We start from the raw sequence: 12,309 nt of genomic DNA, 5'->3' as shown, positions 1-12,309 counted from the left end.
TGTGCAAATACCCGGAACATTGGTAGACCGAGTGCCGGAGGGCATCACCCGCACCGAACCGGAGGAAGACATGGGACGAATTCGTCGCGCGACATCCCGGACGCTCGGTCTGACCGCCGCGCTGGCGCTGGTGGGCGCCGCACCGGCGGTGGGCGCTCCCACGGCGGAGCACCCGTCGAAGTGGGAACTGGTCGACATCGGGCAGCGGACGTGCGTCACATCCGACTTCGGCCACCCCGGTCAGTACTTCCTGGTCCCGCTGCGCGGGTACTGGACCACGCCGCTGGAGGTCGGGACGCGGAACCTGCCCCCCGGCTCGTCCCCTCAGCCCACCACGATCGCGCCCGCCGAGCGGTACCACGAGGACCACGTCCTCGAAGGGGTCATGTCGCCGCTGGCGCCCGCCCCGGTCGGCGTCTACACCGCCGAGGTGTGGGCCTCCGACGGCAGGACCACCCAAGCCGTCCCGATCACCATCACCTTCGAGGAGCGGTGCTACTGACCCGGCGGATCGGCGTTTCCGAACCGGTGTCCGATCGTGACCGACAACACGGGTGAGGGCGATTGCCACGGAGTTCCGGCAGGAGCAGGGTTCATCCAACCCTGAATTTTCCCTGGACTTCGTGGACTCGCTAAGGAGCGCACAACGTGGTGCAGCAGACCGACGACGACGGCTTCCGACCCGGCCTCGAGGGCGTGGTCGCCTTCCGCACCGAGATCGCCGAGCCGGACCGCGACGGCGGTGCGCTGCGCTACCGCGGCGTGGACATCGAGGACCTGGCGGGCAAGGTCACCTTCGGCAACGTGTGGGCGCTGCTGGTCGACGGCCGCTTCGGGTCGGGGCTGCCGCCCGCCGAGCCGTTCCCCATCCCGGTGCACACCGGGGACGTGCGGGTGGACGTGCAGGCCGCGCTCGCCATGGTGGCCCCGATCTGGGGCTACAAACCGCTGCTGGACATCAGCGACGAGCTGGCCCGCGAGCAGCTGGCCCGCGCGTCGGTGATGGCGCTGTCCTACGCGGCGCAGTCCGCGCGCGGCATCGGGCGGCCCGCCGTGCCGCAGAAGCGGATCGACGAATGCCGCACCACCACCGAGCGGTTCCTGACCCGGTGGCGCGGCGAGCCGGACCCGGCGCACATCAAGGCGCTGGACGCCTATTGGGTCTCCGCCGCCGAGCACGGCCTCAACGCCTCCACGTTCACCGCGCGGGTGATCGCCTCCACGGGCGCGGACGTGGCGGCGGCCATGTCGGGCGCGATCGGAGCGATGTCCGGCCCGCTGCACGGCGGCGCGCCCGCCCGCGTGCTGCCGATGATCGCGGAGGTGGAGCGGACCGGTGACGCCCGCTCGTTCGTCAAGGGCATCCTCGACCGCGGCGAGCGGCTGATGGGCTTCGGGCACCGCGTCTACCGGGCGGAGGACCCGAGGGCGCGGGTGCTCCGGCGCACCTGCCAGGAGCTGGGCGCGCAGCGCTACGAGGTGGCCTCGGCGCTGGAGCAGGCGGCGCTGGCGGAGCTGCGCGAGCGGCGGCCGGACCGGGCCATCGAGACCAACGTCGAGTTCTGGGCGGCGGTGATCCTGGACTTCGCCGAGGTGCCGCCGCACATGATGCCCGCGATGTTCACCTGCGCGCGGACCGCCGGGTGGGCGGCGCACATCCTGGAGCAGAAGCGCACCGGGCGGCTGGTCCGGCCATCGGCGTCCTACGTCGGCCCCGGCCCGCGCAAGCCGTCCGAGGTCGAGGGCTGGGACGAGATCTCCCACTAGGCCCTGGGCGAGCCCGCCGCTCGTACGTCGCGCTCGACCGGGCCGTGTCAGTCGTGGTCGCGCTCCCGCTGCGTCCAGGCGGTCGCGCCACGAGTGCGAGCGTGGACGACCGCGGCCGCCGCGGTGAGGACCAGCGCCGCCGTCCAGTGCGTGCCGGGGCCGGGATACGGGCTGACCGGGATGATCCGGCTCGCGGTGGGCCAGACGTTGTTCACCACGGCGACCGCGAAGTAGAGCAGCAGCGTGGCCCCGGCGGCTGGACCAGGACCGACCACCGGGGCCAGGCAGAAGACCAGGGCGGAGTAGAGCAGCGCGTTGCACGCCACCCACGCCCAGGGGGTGCCCGGCGGGAGGTTGACCGACCCCGCGACGACGATCAGTTGCGGGGCGAGCGTGCCGACGACGGCGCAAGTGGCGGCCACCACGGCCGCCCTGCGCGTGCCGACGCGGTCCCACTGCCAGAACCGGGGGCGCAGCAGCCAGGTCCCGGTCGAGGCGGCCACCACGGCGCAGAGCTCCGAATAGGGCAGGCGGTTGGCGCGGTTGAGCGTGGACAGCGCGATCGCGATGGTGCGGTTGCCCAGCGCCAGGCAGAGCACGCCCAGTGCCACCAGCATCACGGCATAGAGGTGTGCGCTGCGGGACGATGCGATGATCGCGGTGATCCGCGGCGGGGTGGCGTCCGATGGCACGGGCGATGACATCCTGGGGCTCTTCGGTGGCTGTTGTGGCGAGGGTCGGTGTCAGCCGGGGAGGTCCGCGGCGGTGAGGACGCAGGTGTCCAGCCCGGTCCTGTGCGCGGACATCCAGTCGCGGAGCGCGTGCGGCGCGATGCCGCTCAGCGGACCGGAAGACGCGGCACGGCCACCGTTCTGCAACCAGAGGGCCAGTTCCACGGTCAGCGCTCGTTCCTCATCGGTGGTGTCGGACCGCGCGGCGCAGGCTGTGGCGCCCGCCAGCAACCAGGCGACTTCGCGTCCGGTGTGGTCAGTGGGGCTCATGGGTTGCACGGCGACCCACACGACATCCTGGTGCGCTTCGGTGTTGCCCGAGGCGGCGTCGTCGACCGCCGTCGCCCAGCGCAGCGATTCGTCGTAGACCCGGCGTACGCGGCCCGAGGTGTCGTCACCGTAGGCGGTGAGAACCGCGGCGGTGGCCTGTTCCATCACCGGCAGCCTGCTGCGGTGCGCGGCGTGCACGCAGTGCTCGATTCCCCGTTGGGTCCGGCACACCCGCTGGACGTCCTGCTCGACCGCGAACAAGGCCGGTGTGCTGACCACCGCGGGCACGGCGAGCACCACCGGCACCAACAGCGGTGCCATCGCCCGAACGGGGCGGTGCCCGGTGCGGTGCCTGCGCAGCACGGCGGTGGCCGCGACCACCGCCGCGACCGCGACCAGCAGGAAGAACGCGACGCGGTAGACGGTGAACGGCAGAGCCTCCACCCGGCCCGCGGCGGGAGCGACGTGCAGGACCGGCACCAGGGCCGAGAACGTGTCACCGCCGGTTCCCAGCACGACCACGGCGAAGACGGCCACGAAACTGATCGGCGCCCACAGCGCTCCCCTGCCGACGACGCCGATGAGGTAACCGACCGCGATCGACGCCCACAGGCCGAGCAGCCCGGTGGCGATCGGCAGCGGATCCGGGCCGCCGTGCTCGGCGTGTTCGACGGTGACGGCCGTCAGCGGAGCCATGCCCACCAGGTAGGCCAGGGTGAACGTGACGGCGAGCAGCCCGAGGTGGCGACGGGCGCTGTCCCGCCCCGCACGAGGGGCTGAGGGCAGTGCGAACACGCGGTCGGGTCTGGTCAACCGGCCCGCGTAGTACGTGGCGGCCGCCGCGGCGATGGGACCGGCGAAGGCGTTCTGCTGGTGGAACTCCGCCGAGGTCCGGACCCATTCCTGGTAGGGCCAGGAGCGCATGGCCGTGGTGGCCAGCACGGCAGCGGCGGCGATGGCGGCAGCGGGCAGCAGCAGCGGCCACGGTCCCAGCGGCCACAGGCGTCGGAGGACCGGATCAGTCACGTGCCGCTCCCAGACCGGTGATGAGCGCGTCGTAGGCGCGTTCGAAGCGCGACCCCGCCGAGGCCGCGGCGGTGGCGTCGGTGTCGTCGATGAGGGCGGTCAGCTCGCGTTCGGTGCCGTCGAACACCAAGCGGCCACCCGCGAGCACGCCGACCCGGTCGCACAGGTGACTGATGTCCTCGATCAGGTGAGTCGACAGCAGCACCGCCCTGGTGGCGCCGATCGCGGCCACCACCTCGCGCAGCCGCAACCTCTGGCCGGGATCGAGCCCTGCGGTCGGCTCGTCGAGGACGAGCAGTCTCGGCTGGTGGGCCAACGCGGCCGCGATGCCGACCCGCTGGCGCTGACCCCCGGACAACACGCGAACGCGTGTGCGTGCGTTGTCCGACAACCCCACCATCTCCAGGGCCGTCCCGGCTGCCTTCCCGCAGTCCTCGCGCGCCACTCCGTTGACCCAGGCCGCGTAGGCGACCGTGTCGAGCACGCGCATCTCGCCCGCCAGGGAGAAGCGCTGCGGCACGAACCCGACCGCGAAACCGGCAGCCCGATCACCGTCACGCATGGTGATGGTCCCGCCTGTCGGACGCGCCAACCCCACCAGGAGATTCAGGAGCGTGGTCTTACCGGCGCCGTTGGGCCCCAGCAGTCCGGTGACCCCGAGGCCAATACGCCAGTCGACACCACGCAGAATCTCGGTCCTACCATACGAGAAGCCAACTTGTTCAACATGGACAAGCAATGAGAGTCCACTCTCGGTCATATGACGGAACCTATTCGGGGGCATTCGGTGGCGGTGTCCCCGAATAGCTGGAGCAAGCGTCAGCAGGTCTCCACGCGGCCGGACTCTACCTCATTGCCGGTCGAACTGATCGTCCACGTGTAGTACAACGCGAACCCCGCAGTCGGCGCACCAGGAGAAATCACACCCAGGACAACCCCCTCGAACTGCTCGACCGAAGGGCACGGACACCCTGCCGAATCAGCGCCACGATCTCACCCCCAATAATCAATGCGCCAAACGGCCTGCCCACTTCACCCTTGGCTCAGCACTCACCCCCCGAGCGGCGAGGATCAGCGCCAAAGCTGGGCGCAAAACTCGCCCCGGCTCATTGCCGCCAAATATTCATCACCGAGCGTGACAACCATGGTTGTGCCCCACGCCACATCACCGTGAAGGCCCGCGTCCTCCATAGTCATGGATAACCGAGCCCGAGCGTTGAGTTCAGGGGTCCTGGGCGTTCGACTCGCGGGGCAACGCGCAAAGGCTCGCGGGCGGCGGTGACCGGCGACACCCGGCCGTCACCCGCCCGCCACCCGGCTGCAACACTGGTAGCCCCGGCAACGGCGCCGGTCACGGTTCTCCACCCCGCACCGGAGGCGTCGCGATGACCCAGACCGCCGACCCGACCACTCTCGTCCTGCCCGCCGACCTCAAGCCGTCCGACGGCCGCTTCGGCTGCGGGCCGTCCAAGGTCCGCCCCGAGGCGCTGCAGGCGCTGGCGGCCGAGGGCGCCGCGCTGATGGGCACCTCCCACCGGCAGAAGCCGGTCAAGTCGCTGGTCGGCAAGGTCCGGGCGGGCCTGCGCGAGCTGTTCTCGCTGCCCGAGGGCTACGAGGTGGTCCTGGGCAACGGCGGCACCACGGCGTTCTGGGACGCCGCCGCGTTCGGCCTGGTGCGCGAGCGCGCCCAGCACTTCACCTACGGCGAGTTCTCCTCGAAGTTCGCCAAGGTCACCAAGGACGCCCCGTTCCTGGGCGAGCCGATCGTGGTCAAGGCCGAGCCGGGCAGCGCGCCCGAGATCAGCTACGCCGAGGGCGCGGACCTGGTCGGCTGGGCGCACAACGAGACCTCCACCGGCGTCGCGGTGCCGGTGTCCCGGCCCGCCGGGTCCGAGGGCGCGCTGATCGCCATCGACGCCACCTCCGGCGCGGGCGGCCTGCCGGTCGACGCCGCCGACTTCGACGTCTACTACTTCGCGCCGCAGAAGTCCTTCGCCTCCGACGGCGGCCTGTGGCTGGCCCTGATGTCGCCCGCCGCGCTGGAGCGGGTGGCCGAGATCGGCTCCTCGGGCCGCTGGGTGCCGGAGTTCCTGTCGCTGACCACGGCGCTGGACAACTCCACCAAGGACCAGACCTACAACACCCCGGCGCTGGCCACGCTGTTCCTGCTGAACAACCAGATCGAGTGGATCCTCGGCAACGGCGGCCTGGACTGGGCGGTCGCCCGCACCGCGGACTCGTCGTCGCGGCTGTACGGCTGGGCCGAGAAGACCGAGTACACCACCCCGTTCGTGGCCGACCCGGCGCACCGCTCGCAGGTCGTCGGCACGATCGACTTCGCCGACTCGGTGGACGCCTCGGTGGTGGCCAAGGTGCTGCGGGCCAACGGCGTCGTGGACGTCGAGCCGTACCGCAAGCTGGGCCGCAACCAGCTGCGGGTGGCCATGTTCCCGGCCATCGAGCCCGAGGACGTGACCGCGCTCACCAAGGCCATCGACTGGGTCGTCGGCCAGCTCTGACCCCACCGGCCGACCTCCCGTCCCGGTCGGGCCCGATCGGGTCTGATCGGGACGGGAGTCTGCCCGCGGAGGTGAACGTCGCGCGAACTCCCGTAACGAACGTGCGGGCCGCCCCGACATACGGCAAGATCACACGTAGATATCGATGAGCCCGGCGAGTCGTCCCCGTCAAGGCGGCACGCCGGTTTACCGTCAGTGTCTGGCGAGGTGAATGTCATTCGGGAGGCCATGATGCGAGCGCTGCGAGTCATCGGGCTCGAAGAGGACGGCAGATCCGTCATCCTCGAGGACCCGGAACGCGGCGAGCGCTTCGTGCTGCCCGCTGACGAGCGGCTGCGCGCGGCGGCCCGCGGTGATCTGACCCGGCTCGGCCAGATCGAGGTCGAGACCGAGTCCCAGATGCGCCCCCGCGAGATCCAGGCCCGCATCCGCGCCGGTGAGTCGGTGGAGCAGGTCGCCATGGCGGCGGGCATCCCGAAGCACCGCGTCGAGCGGTTCGCCTACCCGGTGCTGCTGGAGCGCTCCCGCACCGCCGAGCTGGCCCAGCGCGCCCACCCGGTCCGCGAGGACGGCCCGGACGTGCAGACCCTCGGCGAGGTGGTCGCGCACTCCTTCGGCCTGCGCGGCCAGGAGTACGCCGACGTGAGCTGGGACTCCTGGCGCGGCGAGGACGGCCGGTGGGTCGTGCAGCTGCACTGGCGGGCCGGGCGCTCGGACAACCGGGCGCACTGGGCGTTCCACCCCGGCGCGCACGGCGGCACGGTGACCGCGCTGGACGACGCCGCCGTCGACCTGATGGACCCCAACCCCAACCGGGGCCTGCGCAGCCTGCGGCCGGTGACCCAGCTGGCCAGGGCGGCGATGGAGCTGGAGAAGCCGCCGGTGCCCGCGCAGGCCAGCGCGGAGCCGGAGATCCTCGTGCGCGAGGAGCCGGTGTCCTCCGCGGCCGAGCCGATCCCGGTGGAGCCGGAGGCCGTGCCCGTGGTGGACGAGGCCCGCAAGGAGCCGCCCAAGCGCGGCAAGAAGAACCACCCGATCGTCCCGTCCTGGGAGGACGTCCTGCTGGGCGTCCGGTCCAACCGGGGATGACCGGGGGATGACGCCCGAGGGCCCCGCCGAGGCGGGGCCCTTGGTTTACGCCGGGTGAGCACCGGGGAAACCGGGCGTCATGCTGGCACGGGTGATCGTCGGGGCCGCCCTGGGCGCGGGACTGGGCGCGGCGTGGTGGGGGCTGCGGGAGTTCATCGCCTCCGGCGCCGCCTGCTCGAAGGACGACTGGGACTGCCTGGGGCTCGGCCTCCTCGCGATCCCGGTCAGCCTGGTGGTGGGCGTGCTGGTCGGGTGGGTGGTGCTGGCCGCGGCGAAGGTCGAGCGCCCGCTGGGCATGGCCGCGGTCGGCACGGCGTTCACCGCCGTGCTGACGCTGCTGACCATCTGGTTCCCGGTGACCTCCGGGTCGGTGCTGACCGGGGCGCTGGGGTTCGCGCTGGCCGCGCCGGTGACCGCCCGCCACCCCGCCGTCCGCGCCGCGCGCCGCCCCGCGGGCTCCTCCGCCGACCCCGCCGCGAACCATGGCTGAGGCCACGCGCTCCCAGGGGGGCGCCCTCGCGTTCCGGGTGCTGCTGCGCGTGGTGATCTCCGGCGTGGTCGGCGCCGGGCTGCTCGCCGCGTGGGTCTCCGCCTACCGGGCGGGGGCGCTGGACCGGGTGGTCGACGAGACCTCGCTGAGCGAGTTCCTGCTGCTGGTCGTGGTGGGGCTGCCGGTGGCGCTGCTGGTCAGCGCGCTGCTGGCGGGGCCGCTGCTGTGGCTGATGCGGGTGCGCCCGGTGTGGCCGATCGTGCTGCTGGGGCCGGTGCTGCTGGGCGTGGCGTACTTCTTCCGGCTGGCCGAGCGGTTCCCCGGCCTGGACGAGTGGACCGCGCTGGCCGTGCTGGCGGGCCTGAGCTACGCGCTGGCCGGGCTCATCACCACCCCCGCGATGCTGCGCGCCAAGCGCTGACCCCCACGCCCGCTGACCCTCACTCCGGCAGCGGCACCCGGTCGAGCAGGGCCAGGTCCCAGCCCTCGTGCTCGCACCAGTCCTCGGCCTCCTCCCGGCTGATCGGCCGCGCGCCGTCGGGGCGCGGCCCGCCGACCACGTCCCAGCCGTCCGGGGCGAGCACGTGCAGCCTGCCCCCGCGCACGGCCAGCAGCCTGCCTCGGGGGAACGCCATCGCGGCCTGGGTGAGCAGGTAGCGGGTGTCCATCTTGACCTCCACCTCGGTAGAGCTCGCATGGTTCAGCCGGGAGAAAACCGGATGCCGCGACGGGCACGCCTTCGTACTGTCGGGGTGGACCTGAGGGGGACGACACTCGTGAAGGACCAACGTACTTCCACGGCCGCGACACTGCGCAGGCTGTGGCCGTACCTGAAACCCGTTCGCACACCGATCCTGCTCAGCACCGCGTCCGCCCTGCTGGCGATGCTGTGCGGGCTGGGCATCCCGCTGATCACCCAGCGCATCGTGGACGGCCCGGTGGCCCGGCGCGAGCTGGACGCGCTGCCCTGGCTGATCGGCCTGGTGCTGGCGCTGGGCTGCGCCGAAGCCGCCCTCTTCTACGCCCGGCGCAAGCTGATCGCCGGGCCCGCCGCCGACGTCGAGGCCCGGATGCGGGCCGACCTCTACCACCACCTCCAGCGGCTGCCGGTGGCCTTCCACGACCGCTGGCAGTCCGGTCAGCTGCTGTCGCGGGCCACCACCGACCTGTCGGCGGTGCGCCGCTTCGTCGCGTTCGTGGTGATCTTCCTGGTGGTCAACAGCCTGGTGCTGGTGGTGGGCCTGGGGGTGCTGTTCTGGCTGTCGCCGCTGCTCGGCGCGGTCGTGCTGGCCTGCACGCTGCCGATGGTGGCGCTGTCCTACCTGTTCGAGACCCGGTTCAAGGTGGTCGCCCGGCGGGCCCAGGACCAGGCGGGCGACCTGACCACCGTGGTCGAGGAGTCCGTGCTGGGCATCCGGGTGCTCAAGGCGTTCGGCCGCGGCCCGCTGCTGGCCCAGCGGTTCCTGCGGCAGGCCCGCGAGCTGCGCGCCACCGAGCTGGCCAAGGTGCGGATCTTCGCCGCGCTGTGGGCGGTGCTGATCATCCTGCCCGAGCTGGGCATCGCCGGGCAGCTGGCGCTGGGCTCGATGGGCATCGCGCAGGGCACCACCACGGTCGGCACGCTGGTCGCGGCCATCACGGTGAGCGCCTACCTGCGCTGGCCGACCGACTCGATCGGGTGGCTGCTGGCGGAGACCAACCAGACCGCCTCGGCCGTCGAGCGGTACTTCGAGGTGCTCGACGAGCCGGTGGCGATCACCAGCCCGGACCGGCCCCGACCGCTGCCGGTGCCGGTGCGCGGGCACGTCCGGTTCGAAGGCGTGCGCTTCCGCCACCCCGGCAGCGACCGCGAGGTGCTGCGCGGCGTGGACCTGGACATCCGGCCCGGTGAGACGGTGGCGCTGGTCGGCGCGACCGGCTCGGGCAAGACGACGGTGACCGCCCTGGTCCCCCGGCTGGCGGACGTGACCGCCGGGCGGGTGACCGTGGACGGGGTGGACGTGCGCGACCTGGACCTGGCCGAGCTGCGCCGGGTGGTCGGCACCGCGTTCGAGGAGCCGGTGCTGTTCTCCGCCGCGGTCACCGAGAACGTGGCGCTGGGCCAGCCCGACCTGGACCAGGCGCGGGTGCGCGAGGCGCTGCGGGTCGCGCGGGCCGAGGAGTTCGTCGACGCCCTGCCGTGGGGCCTGGACACCCGCATCGGCGAGCAGGGCCTGTCGCTGTCCGGCGGCCAGCGGCAGCGGCTGGCGCTGGCCCGCGCGGTGGTCGGCCGCCCGGCGGTGCTGGTGCTGGACGACCCGCTCTCGGCGCTGGACGTGCACACCGAGGCCGAGGTGGAGGCCGCGCTGCGGCGCGTGCTGTCCGGGGTGACCGCGCTGGTCGTGGCGCACCGGCCGAGCACCGTGCAGCTGGCCGACCGGGTGGCGATGCTGGTCGACGGCCGCGTCGCCGCGGTCGGCGAGCACCGGCGGCTGCTGGCGGAGAACGAGCAGTACCGGCACCTGCTGTCCACGCTGGAGGACGAGGAGGTCGCGGCGTGACCACCACCCCCGAGGAATCCGCCGAGCGAACCCCTGAGCGAGCCCCCGAGCGACCGCCCGCCGAGGAGTCGTGGCGGGGCGTCGCCGCCGAGGACGTCGAAGAGCTGGACCGGGCCACCGGGCTCAAGCTTCGCGGCAGGTCGCGCGAGCTGCTGGGGTCGCTGCTGCGCCCGCACTCCCGCGCGGCGGCGCTCGCGCTGGCGATCGTGGTCGTGGAGAACCTGGTCACCCTGGCGGGGCCGCTGCTGATCGCGGCGGCCATCGACCGGGGCGTGCCCGCCGCGCTGGCGGGCGACCCGAGCGCGCTGGCCTGGTCGGTCGGCGGGTACGCCGCCGCCGGGCTGGCCGCCACCCTGCTGCGCTACGCCTTCGTCCGGCTCACCGGGCGGATCGGCCAGGACGTGCTGCTGGACCTGCGGGAACGGGTGTTCCGGCACGCCCAGCGGCTGTCCGTGTCCTTCCACGAGAAGTACACCTCCGGCAAGGTGATCTCCCGGCTGACCAGCGACCTGGACGCGCTGCAGGACCTGGTCGAGGAGGGCCTGGACGGGCTGTTCACCTCGCTGCTGTCGGTGGTGGGCATCTCGGTGGTGCTGGTGGTGCTGGACCCGCCGCTGGCCGCGGTCGTGCTGTTCGGGTTCGTGCCGCTGATCGGGCTCACGCGCTGGTTCAACCGCCGCTCGGCGGGCGCGTACCGGGGCACCCGCGGCGCCATCGCCAAGATCATCGTGCAGTTCGTGGAGACCATGAACGGCATCCGGGCGGTGCAGGCGTTCCGCCGGGAGCGCCGCAACGAGCAGATCATGACCGACCTCAACGGCTCCTTCCGGGACGCCAACACCGAGGCGCTGGGCGTGATGGCGGCGTTCACCTCGCGGGTCCGGGTGATCGGCAACGTCTCGCTGGCCGTGGTGCTGGCGTGGGGCGCGTGGCGGGTCGCGGACGGGCAGCTGGAGCTGGGCGTGCTGGCCGCGTTCACCCTGTACGTGCGGCGGTTCTACGACCCGTTCGACCAGATCGCGGTGTTCACCAACGCCTACGCGGCGGCCGCTGCGGCGCTGGAGAAGATCTCCGGGCTGCTGGAGGAGGTCCCGTCGGTGCCCGAGCCCGCCGACCCGGTGCCGCTGGGCGAGGTGCGCGGCGAGGTCCGGTTCGACGGGGTGGAGTTCCGGTACTCGGCGGACACCCCGCTGGTGCTGCCCCGGTTCGACCTGCACGTGCCCGCCGGGCAGACGGTGGCGCTGGTGGGCGCGACCGGGGCCGGGAAGTCGACGCTGGCCAAGCTGGTGTCCCGGTTCTACGACCCCAGTCGCGGGACGGTGTGGCTGGACGGGGCCGACCTGCGGTCGGTGGCCGACGTGGACCTGCGCCGCGCCGTGGTGGCGGTGACGCAGGAGAACTTCCTGTTCGACGGGACGGTGGCGGACAACATCGCGCTGGGGCGGCCGTCGGCCACCCGCGCCGAGGTGGAGGCGGCGGCCGCGGCCGTGGGGGCGCACGAGTTCATCGCCGCGCTGCCCGACGGCTACGACACCGACGTGCGCAAGCGCGGCGGGCGGCTGTCCGCCGGTCAGCGGCAGATGGTGGCCTTCGCCAGGGCGTTCCTGGCCGACCCTGCGGTGCTGGTGCTGGACGAGGCCACGTCGAGCCTGGACGTGCCCACCGAGCGGGCGGTGCAGTCGGCGCTGGAGACGGTGCTGGCCGACCGGACGGCGTTCATCATCGCGCACCGGCTGTCCACGGTGCTGATCGCCGACCGGGTGCTGGTGCTCGACGGCGGCCGGGTCGTCGAGGACGGCACCCCGGAGGAGCTGATCGACGAGCGCGGCCGCTTCGCCGCCCTGCACACCGCGTGGCGCGACTCCCTCGCCTGACCC

Annotated in this window: 12 protein-coding genes; 8 read left to right on the top strand and 4 right to left on the bottom strand. The window is 72.7% G+C overall.

All coding sequences use genetic code 11. The annotated features are described in order from the left end of the window. Positions 1-70 precede the first annotated feature (70 nt). Together JOF41_RS33580 and JOF41_RS33575 are read left to right on the top strand one after the other, a co-directional pair. Positions 71-502, top strand: coding sequence for a DUF5980 family protein (locus tag JOF41_RS33580; protein ID WP_209623740.1), 432 nt, complete (start codon positions 71-73; stop codon positions 500-502). Between the two features lie 146 nt (positions 503-648). Further along, positions 649-1,767, top strand: coding sequence for a citrate synthase 2 (locus JOF41_RS33575; protein ID WP_189221084.1), 1,119 nt, complete (start codon positions 649-651; stop codon positions 1,765-1,767). 47 nt (positions 1,768-1,814) lie between these two features. Here JOF41_RS33575 and JOF41_RS33570 read toward each other — a convergent pair whose 3' ends face one another. Genes JOF41_RS33570 through JOF41_RS33560 form a run of 3 tightly spaced genes read right to left on the bottom strand, consistent with a single transcriptional unit; the run spans position 1,815 to position 4,554 of the window. After that, positions 1,815-2,471 carry a hypothetical protein gene (locus JOF41_RS33570; protein ID WP_189221085.1) on the bottom strand — a complete coding sequence of 219 codons (657 nt, stop codon included), beginning with the start codon at positions 2,469-2,471 and terminating at the stop codon, positions 1,815-1,817. Between the two features lie 39 nt (positions 2,472-2,510). Next, positions 2,511-3,794, bottom strand: coding sequence for a hypothetical protein (locus JOF41_RS33565; protein ID WP_209623739.1), 1,284 nt, complete (start codon positions 3,792-3,794; stop codon positions 2,511-2,513). Further along, positions 3,787-4,554 carry an ABC transporter ATP-binding protein gene (locus tag JOF41_RS33560; protein WP_244989758.1) on the bottom strand — a complete coding sequence of 256 codons (768 nt, stop codon included), beginning with the start codon at positions 4,552-4,554 and terminating at the stop codon, positions 3,787-3,789. The genes JOF41_RS33565 and JOF41_RS33560 overlap by 8 nt, the downstream gene beginning before the upstream one ends. A gap of 625 nt (positions 4,555-5,179) precedes the next feature. On the opposite strand from JOF41_RS33560, the gene serC reads away from it, so the two are divergent. From serC to JOF41_RS33540, 4 genes are all read left to right on the top strand, one after another. Further along, positions 5,180-6,313 carry a phosphoserine transaminase gene (gene serC / locus JOF41_RS33555; RefSeq protein ID WP_209623738.1) on the top strand — a complete coding sequence of 378 codons (1,134 nt, stop codon included), beginning with the start codon at positions 5,180-5,182 and terminating at the stop codon, positions 6,311-6,313. 231 nt (positions 6,314-6,544) lie between these two features. Then, the gene (gene sepH, locus JOF41_RS33550; protein WP_189221089.1) at positions 6,545-7,402 is read left to right on the top strand and encodes a septation protein SepH; all 858 of its coding nucleotides are present in this window, start codon (positions 6,545-6,547) and stop codon (positions 7,400-7,402) included. A gap of 79 nt (positions 7,403-7,481) precedes the next feature. Continuing rightward, positions 7,482-7,892: a hypothetical protein gene (locus JOF41_RS33545; RefSeq protein WP_209623737.1), complete on the top strand. Its 411-nt coding sequence runs from the start codon at positions 7,482-7,484 to the stop codon at positions 7,890-7,892. After that, entirely contained in the window at positions 7,885-8,313 is a 429-nt protein-coding gene (locus tag JOF41_RS33540) for a hypothetical protein (protein ID WP_209623736.1), read from the top strand. Before JOF41_RS33545 ends, JOF41_RS33540 begins: the two co-directional genes overlap by 8 nt. A gap of 19 nt (positions 8,314-8,332) precedes the next feature. Here the strand turns inward: JOF41_RS33540 and JOF41_RS33535 are convergent, their stop codons facing one another. Continuing rightward, positions 8,333-8,560, bottom strand: a complete 228-nt coding sequence (locus tag JOF41_RS33535) for a hypothetical protein (RefSeq protein WP_209623735.1) — start codon at positions 8,558-8,560, stop codon at positions 8,333-8,335. Positions 8,561-8,668: 108 nt separating this feature from the next. Here JOF41_RS33535 and JOF41_RS33530 point away from each other — a divergent pair, with 108 nt between their 5' ends. Both JOF41_RS33530 and JOF41_RS33525 read left to right on the top strand, forming a co-directional pair. After that, positions 8,669-10,432 (top strand): ABC transporter ATP-binding protein, encoded by a 1,764-nt coding sequence (locus JOF41_RS33530; protein WP_229794860.1) that lies wholly within the window; start codon positions 8,669-8,671, stop codon positions 10,430-10,432. Beyond that, the gene (locus JOF41_RS33525; protein WP_209623734.1) at positions 10,429-12,306 is read left to right on the top strand and encodes an ABC transporter ATP-binding protein; all 1,878 of its coding nucleotides are present in this window, start codon (positions 10,429-10,431) and stop codon (positions 12,304-12,306) included. The genes JOF41_RS33530 and JOF41_RS33525 overlap by 4 nt, the downstream gene beginning before the upstream one ends. The last annotated feature ends 3 nt before the right edge of the window (positions 12,307-12,309 follow it).

The organism is Saccharothrix coeruleofusca (assembly GCF_017876325.1).
Classification (GTDB): Bacteria; Actinomycetota; Actinomycetes; order Mycobacteriales; family Pseudonocardiaceae; genus Actinosynnema; species Actinosynnema coeruleofuscum.
The sequence above is the reverse complement of the archived record's forward strand: the minus strand, read 5'-3'. Positions and strand labels throughout refer to the sequence as shown.